The sequence below is a fragment of the Nocardia sp. NPDC049220 genome (genome assembly GCF_040647855.1).
Classification (GTDB): domain Bacteria; phylum Actinomycetota; class Actinomycetes; order Mycobacteriales; family Mycobacteriaceae; genus Nocardia.
The window spans coordinates 457,959-477,654 of sequence record NZ_JBEZDA010000003.1 but is presented as its reverse complement, the minus strand read 5'-3'; the positions used below and the strand labels follow the sequence as shown (position 1 = coordinate 477,654).

Sequence of the window (19,696 nt, the reverse complement as noted above, 5' to 3'; positions counted from 1 at the left end):
CTAGCTACCGGTGACGGTGAGGTAGATCAGGGCGATGTTGAGCATCGAGATGATGGCGGCGACCAGCCAGGCCAACATCGTGGTCACGCGATGGTTGGTGTCGTCACCCATCAGGGTGCGGTCGCTCGTGAAGCGCACCAAGGGGATCAGCGCGAACGGAATGCCGAACGAGAGCGCCACCTGCGAAACGATCAGCGCGCGCGTGGGATCGATGCCGGCCGCCAGGATCACTATGGCCGGGAACAAGGTGACCAGGCGGCGCCACAGGAGCGGAATGCGCTTGCGCAGCAAACCCTGCATGATCATCGCGCCCGCGTAGGCGCCGACCGAGGTGGAGGCCAGACCGGAGGCGAGCAGACCGATCGCGAGCAGCAGCGCGGCGACCGGACCGAGCGCGTCGCCGACGGCGGCGTGCGCATCCTCGATGGTCGTGACCTCGCGCCCGCGCAGAGTGTTCGCCGCCATCAGGAGCATGGCCAGGTTCACCGTGCCCGCCAGGATCATGGCGAGGCCGACATCGACCTTGGTCATCCGCAGTAACCTGACGCGCGGCGGACCGGGCTGCGGGTGCCCGTGCCGGTCGCGGGCCAGTCCGGAGTGCAGGTACACCGCGTGCGGCATAACCGTCGCGCCGATCATGGCCGCGGCGAGCAGCACGCTCTCGGCGCCCTGAAAGCGCGGAAGCAGGCCGCCGACGGTGTCGGCGACCGATGGCGGCGAGATCACCACGCTGGCCAGGAAGCCGATCGCGACGATCGCCAGCAGCCCGGTGATCACCCGCTCGAACGGCCGCTGCCCGCGCCGGTCCTGGACCAGCAGCAGCGCCATCGATACCGCGCCGGTGATCACGCCGCCGACCAGCAGCGGCAGCCCGAACAGCAGGTTCAGCGCGATCGCGCCGCCGACCACCTCGGCGAGGTCGGTGGCCATGGCAACCGTCTCGGCCTGACCCCAGTACGCCAATCGGACCGGGCGGGTCGCCTTTTCCCGCACCGCCTCCGGCAGCGACAGACCGGTCACCAGTCCCAGCTTGGCGGAGAGGAACTGGACCAGACCGGCCATGACGTTCGCCATCACGATGACCCAGACCAGAAGGTAACCGAACTGCGCGCCCGCGCTGATGTTGGACGCGACGTTGCCGGGATCGACATAGGCGATGGCGGCGACGAACGCGGGCCCGAGCAGAACGGTTGTCGCGCGCGCCCGCTGTGTGGCGGATCGGGCGGACTCGACCAAGGCGATACTCACAACACTATTTTACGGGTTACCAAACTTTTTGGTTAGCTGAACCCGCAAAAAAGCGACCGCCCGGCCGCGCAGTGGGCGCGACCAGGCGGTCGGGTTTGTGTTCAGCCGGGATATTCGACTCGGCTCACCGGCTCAGATGCCGAGACCCTTCGCCAGGACCGGCCACGAACGCAGGAACTCGTCGCGCCAGTATCCCCACGAGTGCGTGCCCGAATCCCGGAAGTTCCAGGTCGCCGGGATGCCCAGCTCGTTCAGCTTGTTCTGCAGGTTGTGCGTGCAGTAGTTGGTCCCGGCCTCGATCACGCCGCCGATGACGATCTGGTTGGCCAGGCCGTAAGCGCCCGGCAGCGCGTACTGGCCGTTGAGCGTGTCGTACTGCCCGGGAAGGCCGTTGCCGGTGGAGATGTACAGATCGAGCCCACGCAGCCCCTCGGCATTCACGTACGGGTCGTTGGCCACCCACTCCGCCGACCCCTGCGGGCCCCACATGTTGTTGGTGTCACCGCCACCCCAGGTCTCAACAGTGAGCTTCACGAACTCCGAGCCGATCGGATCGCTGGTCTGCGCGCAGCCGCTGTAGGCCGCGACCGCCTTGTACAGACCCTGCTTGGCGATCGGCAACGCGAGCACGGTGGTGCCCGAGGTGGACAGGCCCGCAATGGCGTTCACGCCGTTGGTGCCGAGCGCGCCGTCGACCAGCGGCGGCAGTTCCTCGGTGAAGAACGTCTTCCACTTGTTGCGGCCGAGTACCGGGTCGTCTTTGATCCAGTCGGTGTAGTAACTCCACTTGCCGCCGATCGGCTGGATCACGTTGACGTTCTTGTCCGACAAGAACTGCAGCGCGTCCGACTTCGCCTGCCACGACGCGTCGTCCTCACCGCCGCCGGCGCCGTTGAGCAGGTACAACGTCGGGCGCGGCACCGACGCGTCGGCCGGGCGCTGGACGTCGATGATCACCTTCTCGTCCATCGCCGCTGAGTACACGTACAACCGGATGTTGCGCGCGTCCTTGTATTCGGCCTTCGCGATACGCGAACCGTCCGGGGCGGTCGGGTTGCCGAGCAGGGTCTTGGAATCGATGATCGGGTCAGCTGTCGCGCTGGACGCGCCGAGACCGGTCATGACTCCCGCGAGCACCGCCGTTGCCGCGATCGCGGCCGCGGCACGTAGACCGCCACGCCGGGTCTGTCGACGTATCAATTTCGCACCTTCGCTTCGTCTCGAGATTCTGCATTCCCCACGCACCGGGGTCGATGCCCTGGACATCACGCCCGACCATACGGCCTGTGTAATCGTGACGACAGCGGGCTTCGTTACCACAGCGTTGCACTATCATGCCCGAACGATCCCGACCCGATCATGGCTGCCCCACATTCCGGCTCGTTTCCGGTACCGGCGAATCGAGTAGCTCGGACAACCGAGGACCGATCTGCGCCAGCGCTTCCGGTGCGGTCATCTGATCGTGCGCCACGCCGACCCGATGGTCGTCGACCCAGCCCTCCACATACGGGCGCCAACCCGCCGCCGCGTGGTCGTGACCCGCCGCGCTGAAGTAGTCCAGCCTGCCGCGGAAGACCTCGGGCCGGTGCTCGGCGATCAACTCGGCCGAACGCACCGCGCTGCGATAGATCCGACGCACCCGTTCCGGGGTGAGTACCGCCATGTCCGGTGGGATGGTGGCGTGCAGCGCGGCGAGCGCGTCCTCACTCAAGTCGTGGATGTCGCCCGCGCCGGGCAGCAGCGCGTCCGCGCCGATGCCGAGTTCGGCCAGCGCCTCGCGGATCGCCGCGCGGAAGTCCGTGACGTCGATGTCCGGATGGCTGTCCAGCATCGCCAACAGACCGATCTGTTCACCCGCGGCCTGCAACTCGGTCGCCACCGCATGCGCGAGCACACCGCCGAGCGACCAGCCGAGCAACCGGTAGGGCCCCGCCGGCTGCACGGCACGGATCTCCGCCAGATAGCGGTGTGCCATCTCGGTCAGCGACTCCGGCCGAAAGCGGTCCTCGGTCAGCGCCGGCGACTGCAGACCGAAGATGGGCGTATTCGCGGGCAGGTAGCGCGCGAGACCCGCGTAGCACCAGGACAATCCGTACATCGGATGGAGGCAGAACAGCGGCTCGGCGGCCGCGGTGTCGTGCGGCACCATGGTCCGGATCGGTAGCAGCACGCCGAGCGCGGCATTCGAGTCCAGGTCGTAGTCATGGTCGTCGGCCAGCACCGCCAGGATCCGGGCGGCCAGTGCCGCCGGGGTCGAGTCGGTGAAGAACCACTGCACCCGCACTTCGACGCCGGTGCGGGTACGCAGTCTGCTGACCGCGCGGGTCGCGACCAGCGAATTGCCACCCAGTTCGAAGAAATCGTCGTCCATCCCGACCCGGTGTCCGTCGCCGAGATCGAGCACGTCGGCGAAGACGTCGCTCACGGTGCGCTCCAACGGCGTGCTCGGCGCGCGGTACGGCCGACCGGTCGGTGGCGGCGCCGGCAGCGCCGTACGGTCGAGTTTGCCGCTGGCGTTCAGCGGCAACGCGTCCAACACGATCATCGCCGAGGGCACCATGTAAGGCGGAAGTGCGCCGCGCGCGTGTGACAGCAGCGCGGACTCGTCGATACACTCCCCCGGCGCTGGAACCAGGTAGGCGACCAGCCGGTCCCCGGTGGCGCCACGCACCAGTGTGACCGCGACATGACGCACCTCGGCGTTGCCGAGCAGCACGGTCTCGATCTCGCCGAGTTCGACGCGCTGACCGCGCAGTTTCACCTGGAAATCGCTGCGACCCAGATATTCCAGTGCTCCATCGCGCCAGCGCACGATGTCGCCGGTGCGATAGAGGCGCTCGCCGCCGACATGCGCGACGAAACGCTCGGCGCTGAGCGCCGGAGCACCGAGGTAACCGCGGGCCAGTTGCACGCCGGCGAGATACAGCTCGCCGGCGGCGCCCGGCGGCACCGGGCACAGTTGCCGGTCGAGCACGTGCACGCGAGTGTTGGCCACCGGGATGCCGATCGGGATCGCGACGCGGTCGGTGTCGTGCACCGGATGGTCGGTGACCACCGTGGCCTCGGCGGGACCGTACCAATTGATCAACGTGGCGCCCGGCACGGCCGCGGCGAACCGCGCCGCGGTCTCGCCGGACAACGCCTCACCCGCGGCGAACACTCGCCGCAGCGAGGGATATTCCCCGATCGGATCGGCGATCGGATCGAGGAAAGCATCCAACATCGAAGGGACGAAATGCACGGTGGTCACCGCGTTCTCGACGATGGTCGCGGCCAGGTAAGCCGGGTCGCGGTGGCCGTCCGGCTCGGCGATCAGGATCGCCGCGCCGGTCTGTAGCGGCCACAACAGCTCCCACGTGGAGATGTCGAAGGTGATCGGGGTCTTGTGCAGCACCAGGTCGCCAACGCTGTGCGGATAGCTCAGCTGGGCCCAGCGGAATTGGTTGGCCATCTGCCGGTGCGTGATCAGCACACCCTTCGGGCGGCCGGTGGAGCCGGAAGTGTAGATCACGTAGGCGACGTTGTCCGGGTGGATATCGCTGTCCGGCATGGCCACTACCTGCGGCGCCAGATACAGCGTGTCCACCGCGATCACCGGAATCCCCGTGGCGGTGTCGAACCCGTCGGCAGTCGTGGTCAGCGCACAGATCGGGGCCGCGCTGTCCAACACGTACTCATTGCGTTCGGCGGGGTGGTCCGGATCGATCGGGACGTAACCACCGCCGGCCCGCAACACCGCGTATATCGCGACGACCAAGTCGAGGCTACGCCGCATGGCCACCGCGACCAGTGTCTCCGGACCGACGCCCCAGTTCATCAGCTCGATGGCCAATGCCTTCGCGCGCATGTCGAGTTCGGAGTAGGTCAAGGTGGTCGCGCCGAAGCGGACCGCAGGCGCGTCTGGTGTGCGTGCCACTTGGGCGTCGAACAGCGAAAGCAGCGTCGCATCGTCGAGCAGGCCGGCAAGGTCGGTGGCATTGTGCGCGGCCAATTCGGCGCGCTCGGCAGCCGAGAGCACGTCGATCTCGCCGACCTTTGCCTCCGGGTTGGTGACGAATCGGCCGATCAGTGCCGAAAGCCGGTGCGCGAGCGTCTGTGCCGCGGGTTCGTCGAACAGGTCGCGCAGGTATTTCAGCGAGACCCGCAGCTGGGTGTCCAACACCACCATCACGGTGATCGGGTAATGGGTGCCGTTGACCGCGCCGACACCAGTGACATTCATGCCGTCGATGGCACCGGCCCGGTCGAGCCCTTCGCGGTCCACCGGAAACGATTCGAACACCACGAGCGTGTCGAACAACCCTTCCACACCGATGGTTTCTTGAATGTCGCTCAAGCCGAGGTAGTGGTGATCGATCAGCGCGGCCTGTTCGGCTTGCAGTCGGCGCAGCAGGCCCTCGAGGGTGGCGGTCGCGCCGAGACGCACCCGCACCGGGATCGCGTTGAGGAACAGGCCGACCATCGTCTCGACGCCGTCGAGTTGCGGCGGCCGTCCGGACACGGTGGCCCCGAAGACCACGTCGTCGCGATCGACACTGCGGCCGATCAACAGACCCCAGGCCGCTTGCACCACGGTATTCACCGTCACGCCGAGACTGGACGCGAGCGAGCTCAGCGCGGTGGTGTCGGCCGGGGACAGCTCGAAACCGACCTCGCCGATACCCGCGGTGACTTCGCGGCCGCGATCGACCGCCAGCAGCGGCGTCGGTTCGGTGATTCCGGCTAGCGCGGTGCGCCATGCTGCGCGGGCCGCCTCCGCGTCCTGCGCCACCAGCCAGGCCAGATAGTCACGATAGGGCGGCACCTTCGGCAGGTGCCGCGAGGCGCCGCCGAGTGCGTAGAGCGTCAGCAGATCCTTCATCAGCAGCGGCATGGACCAGCCGTCGATCAGGATGTGGTGGCTGGTCACCAGCAGGTGATAGGCGTCGGACGAGGCACGGACCAGCGTGCACCGCAGCAGTGGCGCGGTCCCCATGTCGAACCGGGCGGCCAGGTCGGCGGCGGAGATCCCAGCCAGTTCGGCGACCGCGGCGTCCGGCTCCAGTCGACGGAGATCGATCACCTGCCAGGGCACGTCGACCGAATCCTGCACGACCTGAACGGGATTACCGTCGGCATCGGCGACGAAAGCGACCCGGAGGTTGTCGTGCCGGTCCACCAGCGCCCGCGCGGCCGCGTGCAGCCGGTCGGCGTCCACGGCGCCGCCGAGGTCGAGCACGAACTGCGTGGTGTAGACGTCCACCGAGGACTCCGCGAGCAGTGCGTGGAACAGCATGCCCGATTGCAGCGGCGTGACCGGCCAGGCGTCCGACAGGGTGGGGTAGGCGAGGGCGAACCGGTCGATGTCGGGCTGCTTCAGCCGCACCAGCGGGAAGTCCGACGGGGTGAATCCGCCCGCGCCCGGTCGCAAACCGTGCTCGGCGAGACCGCCGAGCGCGCGGATCCAGTGCTCGGCGAACGTCTTCGCGTCGTCGCCGGTGAACGTGGCCGCGGCGTAGTCGAACCGGGCGAGCAGGCCGTCGTCGGTAGCGTCGACGGTGAGCACGAGCAGCAAGTCGTCGGACGGGGAGTCGGTGTGCACCCGGGCCGGCCGCACATCCCGATAGCGCAAGGCGAACCGACCGTGCCCGAGCCCGCGCAGTTCCGCCGCGGTGTCGGCGTTGAGGTAACGCAACAGGCCGTAGCCGATGCCGTGCGACGGCACCGACCGGCGCAGCTCTTTGATCTGCGCGATCGCCGCACCCGCCGCTGGCCCGCCGACCAACGCGTCGTCGACGTCGATCCTGGTGAGCCGCAACGGAAGCGGGTACTCGGTGAGGAAACCGCCCACCACATTGTCGGCGTCGGCGTGCGTCACCATCCGGCCGTCGGCGGCCAGCCGAATCACCGAACCGACAGCGCGTGTGACGGTCTCGCGCGCCGAAGTCCGTAAAGCCAGAGCGACCGCGGTGAGCAGGACGTCTTCTATACCGGCGTGGTACGCCTCGGCCGCCGCGGTGACGGCAGCCGCGCCTTCGCCCGTAATCGTGAGCGACACCCGGCTGCGGGCACCCAGATCCCGTACTTCGGCCAGCACCGGCGCCGACACAGCACCGAGTGTCCGCCGCCACCAGTTCATTTCATCGACGGTCGCCGGATCGTGCGCCCGAGCCGACAGCGCACGGATGAGCGTGCCGAGACCGGACGCGGGCTGTGCGGGCGCGGCGTGGCGGGCCCGATTCCCTCGAACGGTCAGCTGGTCGACTATGGCGTGCCAGGAGATGTCGTCGACCACGAGACTGCTCGCCACCACGATGAGGGTCGAGCGGGACCCCGGGTCGCCGGTGAGCACGAAGTGGATATTGCGCCCCTGCTCCGGATCGAGTGCCGCCGCGGCCGCCTGCACCACGTCATCGATCGGCAGCGAGGTCTCGCCCCGCTGCGGATCGAGTCGGCGAAACGCCTCGCCGGTGCGCTCGGCGACAGCGGGGATGCGCAGCATCGGCCTGCCGTCGACGGCGTACTCCAACCGAACCCACAGCATCGGGTGCTGTTCGAGCACGGCGGCCACCGCAGCCCGCACCATCTCGACCGAGCAGGTCTCGGGGACATCCATGGCGATAGCCCGCACCTCGACACCTGTGTCGAGCAGCCGTGCCGCGTGCGGCGTCAACGGCAGCTCGTCCGCTTTCTCGCCGGGCACGTCCTCGACCACCGCGACGTGGGCCAGTGCGGCAACGGTAGGCGACTCGAAGACCTCACGCGGGGCGAAGGTGACGCCGTGGGCGCGCGAGCGCGACACCACCTGAAGAGAGACGATGCTGTCGCCGCCGAGCGCGAAGAAATTGTCATCGAGGCCGACTCGGTCGATGCCGAGCACCTCGCCGATCACCGCGGCGATCACCGATTCGGCTCGTGTCCGCGGGGGACGGTAGGCGTGGGCCGCCACATCCGGTTCCGGCAGTGCCTTGCGGTCCAACTTGCCCACCGGCGTGAGCGGAATCTCGTCGAGCACGACGATCGCCGTCGGAACCATGTGATCCGGCAGTGTCTGCCCGATCCGTTCGGTCAGTACGGCGGACTCCAGCGTCACTCCCTTGGCCGGCAACACATAGGAAACCAGAATCGTTGCGCCGGAGACAGATTCGCGACCGATCGTGACCGCGAACTCGACACCCGATTGGGCCGCGAGCACGGCGTCGATCTCACCGAGTTCGATGCGGAAACCACGCACCTTCACCTGAAAGTCGTTGCGGCCCAGATACTCCAGCACCGGGACAGCTGCGCCTCTGCTCCAGCGCACCACGTCCCCGGTACGGTAGAGACGTTCACCGGGCGTGCCGTACGGGTCGGCGACGAATCGCGCCGCCGTGAGTCCCGACCGCGCGTGGTAGCCGCGCGCCAGCTGGATACCGCCTAGATACAGTTCACCGGCGACACCCTCGGGCACCGGGCGCAGCCTGCTGTCGAGCACCAGCGACCGCATGCCGCGGATCGGACCGCCGATGGTGACCGGTGCACCGGACCGGAGCGGGTCGCTGATATTCGTCATGATCGTCGTCTCGGTGGGCCCGTACCCGTTGTGGAAGGCACGTCCGGGTGCGCCCGCCCACTTGGCGACCAAGTCGACGGGCACGGCTTCGCCACCCGCCACGATGACCCGCATACCCGACAGCGCGTCCGGCTCCAGCGAAGCGAGCACGGACGGGGTGAGGAAGGCGTGTGTGACGCGCTCGACGCGAATCAGGTCGGCCAGCGCTTCGCCACCGAAGGTCAGCGGCGGCGCGACCACGAGCCCGCCGGCCGCGCCGAGCGCGAGCAACAGTTCCAGCATCGACGCATCGAAGGACGGCGACGCGAACGCGAGGGCGCGCGTCGACCGGTCGAGCCGGTAACGCTCGACCTGCTCGGCACTGAAGTTGGCCAGGCCGGCCTGGGTGACCACGACGCCCTTGGGCAGACCGGTCGAACCCGAGGTGTAGATCACATATGCGGCATTGTCGCTGCGTAGCGGTCCGCGCAGCGCGCCGGGAGACAACGGGCGATCCGACCGCGACGCGACGTCGACGGTGACATCGTGATCGTCCAACGCGACCCAGCCAGCGCCGGGCAGTTCCGGCAAGCCGACCAGTTCGGCGGTGAGCGTCACGCCCAGCGTCACCCCCGAATCGACGACCATGTGCGCGATGCGGTCGGCCGGATAGGTCGGATCGATCGGAACGAACGCCGCACCGGTCTTGGCCACCGCCCACAGTGCCAGCACGGATTCGACCGAACGCCGGATCGCGATGGCCACCAGCACGTCCGGACCCGCGCCGCGGTCGATCAGCGCGCGCGCCAGCTGAGCCGAGGCCGCGTCGAGTTCGGTGTAGCCGAACGTGCGACCGTCCGCGACCACGGCCACCCCGGTCGGATTCGCGGCGACGGCGGCGGCCATCAGCTCCGGCAGCGTGCGCGCCGGCACCGCGTCGCCACCCCGGCGCGCGATCAGATCCGCGTGCTCCGAGTCGTCCAGGATCGTCAGATCCCCGACGGCAGTTGCCGGATTCTGCGCGATGGCGCCGAGCAGGCGGCGGAACCCGCGGCCGAACTCGACCACCGTCTGCTCGTCGAACAAGTCACGGGCATAGGTGAATTCGGCTGCCAGGCCGGCCTCGTCGTCGGTCTCGGTGCGCTGCTCACGAACGGTCAGCAGCAAGTCGAACTTGGCGTTGTGGACGGCCGGGTCGATCGCGGCGACGCGCAGGCCGGGCAGTTCGACGCTGGCCGCGGCGAGGTTCTCGAACGACAACGCCACCTGGAACAACGGGTGACGACCCGCCGAGCGCTCCGGGTCGAGCGCTTCGACCAGCCGCTCGAACGGAATATCCGCATTGGCGAAGGCGCGCAGATCTGATTCTCGGTTGGCGGCGAGCAACTCGGTGAAACCCGCGCCGGGCGCGACCCGGGTGCGCAGCACCAAGGTGTTCACGAACATGCCGATCAGATCATCGAATTCGGCGTCACCCCGTCCCGCGATCGGGGTGCCCACAGCGATGTCCTCAGCGCCGGACACACGAGCGAGAAATACCGCGAGCGCGGTGTGCACGACCATGAACAATGTCGCGTTGTGCTGCCGGGCGAGCCCGGCCAGGGCGGCGTGCACGTCGGCGTCGACGACGAACCCCGCCGTGCCACCCGCGAAGGACTGGGTGGACGGACGCGGGCGGTCCGTCGGCAGGTCGAGCGCGTCGGGCAGATCGGCGAGTTCGGTGGTCCAATAGGCCAGCTGCGTACCGGCCGGTGATTCCGGGTCGTCGGCGTCGCCGAGTGCTTCGCGCTGCCACAGCGCGTAGTCGGCGTACTGGACGGGTAGTGGCGCCCAGGACGGCGCTTCGCCGCTGCAACGCGCCGCGTAAGCCAGCATCAGGTCCCTGGTCAATGGACCCATCGACCAGCCGTCGGCACTGATGTGGTGTGCCACGAAGACCAGGACATGCTCCGTGCCCGCAAGCTGGAACAGTCTGGTGCGCAACGGTACCTCGCTGGTCACGTCGAATCCGGCGCCGATGACGCGCCGCACCTCGTGCACGACATGCTCGTCATCGATCAGCGTGGGCGTGAGATCCGCCGGCACCGCGTTCGGCGGAAGTACCTGCTGCACCGGACCGTCGGGCGTGTGCGGGTAGACGGTGCGCAGGATCTCGTGGCGCGCGAGGAGGTCGACCACGGCCTGCTGCAGGGCGTCGACATCGAGGTCACCCGTGAGGCGGATCGCGGCCGGAATGTGGTAGACCGAGGCCGACGTGTCGAACTGGTTGAGCAACCACATGCGCTGTTGTGCGAACGACAGCGGGATACGGTCCGGGCGCGTGCGGGCCACCGGCGCGGTGCGCTCGCGCTCGCCCGCGCTCTGCTCGACCTTGACCGCCAGCCCCGCGACCGTCGACGCCTCGAACAACACTCGCACCGGAACACGCCCATCCCACGCCGCACCGATCCGCGCCACGACCTGCGTCGCCAGCAACGAATTTCCACCGAGCGCGAAGAAATCGTCATCCGCGCCGACCCGATCGGCGCCCAATACCTCGGCGAACACCGACGCCACGATCTTCTCGATCGGCGTCGACGCCGCCCGGAACGCCTGAACCTCGAACTCCGGGTGCGGCAACGCCTTTCGGTCGAGTTTGCCGTGCACGCTCAACGGCAACCGATCCAGCACCACAAACGCCGACGGCACCATGTATGACGGCAGCCCAGCAGCCAGTTCCGACTTCACCCCCGCCACATCGACACCTGCGGCGACATCGGCGGCAACCAAGTACCCGACCAACCGGTCACCGGTCTTCGGATCCGACGTCGCGATCACCGCCGCCTGCGCGACCTGCGGCAACGCGAGCAACGCTGCCTCGATCTCCCCCAACTCGATACGGAAACCGCGAACCTTCACCTGGAAATCCGTACGACCCCGATACTCCAACTCCCCGAGACGATTCCAAGCGACCAAGTCACCCGTGCGATACATCCGCATACCAGGCTGGAACGGATCGGCCACAAATCGATCCGCCGTCAAATCTGCCTGACCGAAATAACCACGCGCCAACTGCGCGCCAGCCAAATACAGCTCACCCGAAACACCCACCGGCACCGGCCGCAACCGTCCATCGAGGACATAGACCCGGCTGTTCCATTCCGGCACACCGATCGGCACCGAGGACTGATCCGCCGCGGTCACCCGATGACAGGTAACCGACACCGCCGCCTCCGTCGGACCATAGAGATTGAACAAGTCGGTCCGCGGACACGTCGCCCGCAAGCGCTCGGCCAGCGCGGCGGGCAGTGCCTCACCGATGGCGAGCACCCGCCGCGGCGCCCAGGCGGCAGCGTCGTCGGCGGAACCCCGGTGCGCCAGCAGCGCGTCCAACTTGGACGGCACCGCATGCAGCGTCGTGACCGACTCTCGTGCCATCAGTTCGGTCAGGTACGCCGGATCCCGATGCCCATCCGGCGCCGCGATCACTACCCTGCCGCCACACACGGCGGCCGTCCAGAACTGCCACACCGACAAATCGAACGTCGCCGCGGTGTCGAGCAGCACCGCGTCATCCGCCATCAGCTCGAAGGCCGCGGCCTCCCAGAGCAATTGGTTCACGATGGCGGCGTGCGGCACGGCCACGCCTTTCGGGCGGCCGGTCGAGCCCGACGTGAAGATCACGTACGCGGTATTGCCCGACCGCAGCGGTGCGGTCCGCTCGGCGTCGGTGATCAGCCCGCTCGCCATGGCAGTGAGGTCGATCTCGTCGAGCCGCGCCACTGGCGCGACATCGGTGTCGAACCTGGTGTCGGCGTCGGTCAGCACACACACCGGTGCGGATGCGGCCAGGATGTAGGCAGTGCGTTCGACGGGCTGGTCCGGATCCACCGGTACGTATGCGCCACCGGCCTCTGCCACCGCGTACATCGCCACGACCAGGTTCACCGACCGGCGCAATGCCAGCCCGACCCGCGACTCCGGACCGACGCCAAGGGAAATCAGATAGCGGGCGAGCCGATTCACCCGGATCGCCAGCTCGAAGTAACTCAGCTCGCTGCGCCCGCCCTCGGGCAGGTCCGCGACCAGCGCGACCGATCCCGGCGCAGTCATCACCGAGCGCCGCAGCAACGATCCCAACTTCGCCGCGGTGGCAACCGGATGGGCGGTGTCGTTCCACACCGTGAGAACCTCGGCGCGCTCGGAGTCGGTCAGCACATCGATATCCCCGACGGGGACGGCGGCGTCGACGACCACGGCGGACAAGATCCGCGCCAGCCGGTCGGCGAGACCCCGCACTGTCGCCGCGTCGAAAAGGTCGGTGGCATAGGTGAAGAAGCCGCCGATACCGGCGGGAGCACCGGACTCGTCATAGCCGTCACCGATGATCAAATGCAGATCGAATTGCGAAACATCGAGATCGACCTCGACATCCGACACCGCGAGCCCGGGAAGTTCTAGCGCGGTGCGCGCCATGTTCTGGAATGACAACCCCACCTGGAACAAGGGATGATGCGCTGTCGAACGCGGCGGGTTGAGCACTTCCACCAACCGCTCGAACGGGATATCCGCGTGCGCGAAGGCTCGCAGATCGGTTTCGCGCTGCCGGGCAAGGACATCGGAGAACGATTCGCCGCCGGCGAACCGGGCGCGGAAGACCACGGTATTGACGAACATGCCGATCAGATCGTCCAGCTCAGGTTCGCCACGTCCCGACACGGGCGTACCGATCGCGATATCGTCCGAACCCGACAGCCGAGCCAGCAATACCGCGAACGCGGTGTGCACGACCATGAACAACGTCGCACCGTGCGCACGCGCGAGGTCGACGAGACCGGCATGGGTCGAGGCGTCGACGCGCACGTTCACTCGAGCGCCCGCCATCGACGCCACGACCGGACGTGGCCGATCCGTCGGCAACGTCAGCACATCGGGGAGATCGGCCAACTGCCTGCGCCAGAAGTCGATCTGCTGTGCCGCGACAGATTCGGGATCGGTCTCGGCGCCAAGCCGCACGCGCTGCCACTGCGCGTAGTCCGCGTACTGCACGCGCAACGGTGTCCAGGCCGGAGCCGCGCCCGCCGTCCGCGCGGCGTAGGCGACCATCACGTCGCGCACCAGCGGACCCATCGACGACGCATCCGCGGCGATGTGATGCACCACGACCGCCAGCACGTAGTCGTGCGGCGATCCCGTAGCGGCATCGGCGATCCGCAGCAGACGCACCCGTACGGGCACCTCGACCGTGACATCGAACGGTGTCGAGGCGAGCGTCCGCACCTCGTCCGCTATCTCGGCCGCAGCCACCTGGTGCACGGCCACATCCAAGGCTGCCTGCCCGGCAGGCAGCACGACCTGTACCGGACCGTTCGCGTCCGAGTCCCCCAAACCCGCCCAGAACTCCGGATACACGGTGCGCAACACCTCGTGCCGCGCCACGACGTCATGCAGCGCCGCGGCGAGCGCGGACACATCGAGCGCACCGGTCAACCGCAACGCGAAGGGCAGGTTGTAGGCCGCCGAGCCGGTCGCCGCGACGGCACCATCGGCATGATCGAAGCGGTTCAGGAACCACATCCGCCGCTGCGCCAGCGACAACGGCACCCGCTCCGGACGAGCAACACTGCCCAGTTCCACACCACGCGGACCCCGCGCCCGCGATTCGATCGTGGCGGCGAGTCCGCACACGGTCGACGTCTCGAACAGCGCGCGAACCGGGACCGAGGCGCCGACGGCCGAGCCGAGCCGAGCCGCCACCTGGGTGGCGATCAGCGAGTTACCGCCGAGTGCGAAGAAGTCGTCGTCGGCGCCGACCAGGCTCGACCCGAGCGCCTCGCCGAACACGTCGGCCACGATCTGTTCGACCGAGGTCGCGGGCGCACGGAATTCCCGCGTGGCGAACGTCGGCTCGGGCAGCGCCTTGCGGTCCAGTTTGCCGCTGGAATTCAACGGGAAGGCGTCCAGCAGCACGATCGCGGCCGGAACCATGTAGGCGGGCAGCTTGTCGCTGAGCGCCGCGAGCACATCGCCCTGCTCGATCCGCTGTCCGGGCGCGGGGACGACGTAGGCGACCAACTGGTCGCCCAGCGCCGAGTGCGCCACCCTCGCCACCGCCTGACTCACCGCCGACTGCGCCGCCAGCGCGGCCTCGATCTCCCCCAACTCGATGCGCTGGCCACGGAACTTGACCTGAAAATCGGTCCGACCCAGGTAATCGAGTACCGCCTCGTCGGCATACCTGCGCCACACCACCACATCACCGGTGCGGTACATCCGCTCCCCCGAGCCGAACGGATTCGCCACGAACCGATCCGCGGTCAGATCCGGTCGTCGCACATATCCCCGCGCCAGCTGATCACCGGCGAGATAGAGCTCGCCAGCAACACCCACCGGCACCGGAAGCAGACGTGCGTCCAGCACATATACCCGAGTGTTCCACTGCGGCAGGCCGATCGGCACAGACCGTTCCGTGACGGCGGCCGACGCGGGCCAGTACGTCACCGACACCGCGGCCTCGGTCGGACCGTAGAGGTTGTGCACGTTCGCGTTCGACACCGCGCGCAGCGCCGCGACGGTTTCCGGCGCGAGCGCCTCACCGATCACGAAGATGTCCTGCAGACTCGGGCACGAGCCGGGCGCGGTGTGCGCGGCGAACATCGACAGCATCGACGGCACGAAGTCCGTCACCGTCACCTGCTGCGTGGCGATGGTTTCCGCGAGATAGGCCGGATCCCGATGTCCGTCGTTGGTCGCGACGACCAGCCGCGCACCGGTACGAAGCGGCAGGAAATAGCCCCACAACGATACGTCGAACGTCGTCGCGGTCTTCTGCAGGTACACATCGCCGGGACCGAGCGGGTACGCCGCGAGCATCCAAGTGATCTGGTTGTGAATCGCCGCATGCGACATCGCCACGCCCTTGGGCCGGCCGGTCGACCCCGACGTGAACAGGACGTACGCCGGATGCTGCGGCCGGACCGGACGCAACAGTTCCTCGGCTCGTACCGGAGTGTCGTCGACCGTGTCGAGGTCGATCGCGTCCAGCAGCAACACCGCGGTGTCCGGAGGCACCTCGACCGCGTCGGCCGCCGTGGTGAGCACACACGCGGGCTGAGCCGTTCGCAGGATGTGCGCGATGTGCTCGGCGGGATGATCCGGATCCAAGGGCACATACGCCGCACCCGCCGCCACGATCGCGTACATGCCGACCACCAGGTCCAGCGAACGCCGAACCGCGAGCCCCACCAACGACTCGGCGCCGATTCCCTGCGAAATCAACAGTCGCGCAAGCTGATTCACTCGCGCGTCGAACTCACGGTAGGTCAGCTCGACACCCTCGAACACCACCGCGACCGTGTCCGGGAACGCCTCCACCGCACCCCGATAGCCGTCGAGCAACAACTCGGCGGCGACCGCCTGCCGGGTGTTGTTCCATCCGAGCAGAAGATGCTCTCGCTCGACCGGATCCAACAGATCGATCCCACCGATGGCCCGATCCGGCTGCCCGACGACGCCGACGAGCAACCGCTGTAGCCGCCAGGCGAACTCGGCGATCGTGGCCTCGTCGAACAGGTCGGTGGCATAGGTGAACATCGCCGAGAAGCCGGCGGCGACGTCACCACTGTTGGGCAGCACGGTCAGTTGCAGATCGAACTCGGCGAGTGCACCGTCCATCGCCACCGCCTGTGCCGACAGCCCCGGCAGCCGCACCTGCGGCGTGGCCATGTTCTGGAAGAACAGCGCCACTTGGAACAGCGGATGGTGCGCCTGGGTACGCACCGGGTCCAGTGCTTCGACCAATCGTTCGAACGGCAGTTCGGCATGCGAAAACGCAGCCAGATCGGTTTCTTTCGTCACGGCGAGCAGCGCGCGGAACGACGCGCCTCGGTCGATCCGAGTGCGCAGCACCAACGTGTTGACGAACATGCCGATCAGCCCGTCGAGTTCCCGCTCGCCGCGACCCGCGACGGGGGTGCCGATGATGATGTCGTCGGTCCCGGTGAGCCGGGCGAGCAGGGCCGCGAACGCGCTGTGCATCGCCATGAACTCCGACGCGCCGGTGTGCTGCGCGAGTTCGGCAAGTGCGCGATGCACCGAGGCATCCACTTCGAAGGTGTAGTGCGCGCCGCGCCCGGAGGCGACGGCGGGACGCGGCCGGTCCGCGGGTAGGTCGATCCGATCCGGGATGCCCGCCAGGGCACGGCGCCAATACGCGATCTGGGCCGCCGCCACCGAGTCCGGGTCGTTCTCGTCGCCGAGTACCGCGCGCTGCCACAGCGTGTAGTCCGCGTACTGCACCGGCAGCGCAGCCCATGACGGCCGCGCCCCGTTGCGCCGGGACAGAAACGCGGTGAGCAGGTCCCGAAGCAACGGCGCGACGGAGGCGCCATCAGCGGCGATATGGTGCACCACCAGCACGATCGCGTGTTCGTCGGGGCCGAGTTCGGCCAGCACGAGACGCACCGGCACCTCGGCCGCGACATCGAACCCGGTCAGCGCGAATCCGTGCAGCCAGTCCAGGAATTCGTGCTCGGCGATCGGCTTCGGCGCAAGATCCGGGACCACCTGGGCAGCCGGCAGAATCACCTGGTACCCGGTGCCGTCCACCGCCGGATAGACCGTGCGCAACGTCTCATGGCGCTCGACCACATCCCCGACCGCCGCCTGCAGCGCCCCCACATCCAAGGCACCCGACAACCGAATGGCAAAGGGAATATTGCCGGCGGCGGAACCGGGATCGAACTGATTCAGGAACCACATCCGCTGCTGCGCCAACGACAACGGCACCTGCTCCGGCCGCTCCACCGCCACCAACGCGCGGCGGTCCCCCGCCCCCCGCAGCGGTTCCAGCCGCTCGGCGAGCCGGGCGACGGTGGGGTCCTCGAAAATCAGGCGAGCGGGCACCCGCGCCGAGATGGCGGCGCCGAGCCGAGCCGCGACCTGGGTGGCGATCAGCGAGTTGCCGCCGAGCTCGAAGAAGTCGTCGTCCGCGCCGACCGGCGCGCCCGGCCCCAACACCGCGGCGAACACCTCGCCGACCAGCTCTTCCAACGGTCCGACCGGTGCCCGAAATGCTTTGGTCTGCAAGCGCGGTGTGGGCAATGCCGCGCGGTCCAGCTTGCCCACCGCGGTCAGCGGGATGGTGTCGAGCACCATGACGACAGTCGGCACCATATGCGCGGGCAGGCCATGCTCGGCGACCGCGGCCAGTTCGGCTGCGTCCGCGACCATTCCGGGCGCGGCGTGTACGTAGGTCACCAAAATTGTCGCGCCGTTGTCCAAGCGGTGTCCCACGGTGACCGCGAAGTCGACACTCTCGTGCGCGGCGAGTACCGCGTCGATCTCACCCAGCTCGATTCGGAAGCCACGGATCTTCACTTGGAAGTCGTTACGGCCCACATACTCCAACTCGCCGTCGGCGGTCCAGCGCACCAAGTCGCCGGTGCGGTAGAGGCGCGAACCGTTCGCGTCGAACAGGTTGGCCACGAAGCGGGCGGCGGTCAGCCCGCGCCGTTCGTGGTAACCACGGGCCAGCTGCGCCCCGGTAAGGTACAGCTCGCCGACCACGCCGATCGGCACGGGCACCAGTCGTTCGTCCAGCACGTACTCGGTGATGGCGCGGATCGGGGCGCCGATGGTCACCGGGGTGCCGGGCAACAGCGGCGCGCTGATGTTCGTCATGATCGTGGTCTCGGTCGGCCCATAACCATTGAAGAACTCGCGGGTCCGCCCGTCCGCGACCGGTACTGCCCAGCGCCGCACCAACTCCGACGGGCACGCCTCACCACCGACGACAACCACAAGCAGATCGTCGAGGCCCCCCGGATCCACCGATGCCAGCGCGGCGGGCGTGACGAACGCGTGCGTCACACCCTCCCGTCGCACCAGGGAAGCGAGTTCCTCGCCGCCGAACACCGTCGGGGAGGCGATCACCATCGTGGCCGCGCCGCCGAGCGCGAGCAGCAGTTCCAGCACCGACGCGTCGAACGACGGCGACGCGAAGTGCAGTGTGCGTGACGCCGTGGTCACCCGGTATCGGTTGTGCTGTTCCGCGCAGAAGCTCGCCAACCCGGACTGGGTCACCACCACGCCCTTCGGCGTGCCCGTGGAGCCCGAGGTGTAGAGCACGTACGCGGGATGTTCGGCTCGGATCGGACGCACTCGGTCGGTGTAGGTGACCGGGTCGGCCGGGAATTCCTCCAGCAGCCGCGCACACTCGACAGTATCGATCGAGAGCCATTCGACCCGATCCGGCAGATCCGCGCTGACCTCGTCGATGACGAGCCCGAAGACCGCGCCGGAGTCGGCGATCATGTGCTCGACCCGATCGGCCGGGTAGTTCGGGTCGACCGGGACGAACGCGGCCCCGGTCTTGGCCACCGCCCAGACCGCGACCACGGAGTCGATCGAACGCGGAATCGCGACCGCGACCAAGTCCTCGGGTCCGATTCCGCGTCCGATCATCAGCCTGGCCAAGCGCGAGGACCACTCGTCCAACTCGGCATAGCTCACCCTGGCGGATGTGGTGGTCGCGTCGGCGAATACCAGGGCGGTGCCACTCGGGTTGATCTCGACGGCGGTGGACATCAACTGCGGAAGTGTGGTGACACGCGGGCGCCGGGTCCGGGTCGGGCGCACGCGGGCCGACCGGGTCATGTGCGCACCGCTTTCGCAGTCTCGTCACATCGCTGCCCGACCGCCCGAACCATCGAGATGCCTCGCCCTGTCTGTTGTCGTCACCTGCACATCACACTGCGCCCCGCCCATGATCATCGAACGCGCACCAGCCGATCGTTACCGAATCGGCCGCGCACGCCGAAGACGACCGACCCGCGGATTTCGGGCGAGTACGGCTGTGTGTGACGAGTGCCGGGGACGATTATGACCTGTCGACGCCTGATTCGGGTCGCGACGTCAGCAGTCGTCGAACCGAGCGCATCGATGGACCACCGTTGTCCG

General features: G+C 68.1%; 3 protein-coding genes. All 3 read right to left on the bottom strand.

All coding sequences use genetic code 11. The features are described from left to right. Positions 1-1,242, bottom strand: coding sequence for an Nramp family divalent metal transporter (locus AB0C34_RS13575; protein ID WP_357071379.1), 1,242 nt, complete (start codon positions 1,240-1,242; stop codon positions 1-3). Positions 1,243-1,380: 138 nt separating this feature from the next. Continuing rightward, on the bottom strand, positions 1,381-2,370 hold the full coding sequence (locus tag AB0C34_RS13570; RefSeq protein ID WP_357071376.1) for an alpha/beta hydrolase family protein: 990 nt from the start codon (positions 2,368-2,370) through the stop codon (positions 1,381-1,383). Between the two features lie 235 nt (positions 2,371-2,605). Next, positions 2,606-19,393, bottom strand: a complete 16,788-nt coding sequence (locus AB0C34_RS13565; protein ID WP_357071043.1) for an amino acid adenylation domain-containing protein — start codon at positions 19,391-19,393, stop codon at positions 2,606-2,608. Positions 19,394-19,696 lie beyond the last annotated feature (303 nt).

Bases quoted from the DNA above. Each gene is read 5' to 3' on its own strand.
- AB0C34_RS13570 (WP_357071376.1), bottom strand. From the start codon at position 2,370: ATGACCGGTCTCGGCGCGTCCAGCGCGACAGCTGACCCGATCATCGAT.
- AB0C34_RS13565 (WP_357071043.1), bottom strand. From the start codon at position 19,393: ATGACCCGGTCGGCCCGCGTGCGCCCGACCCGGACCCGGCGCCCGCGT.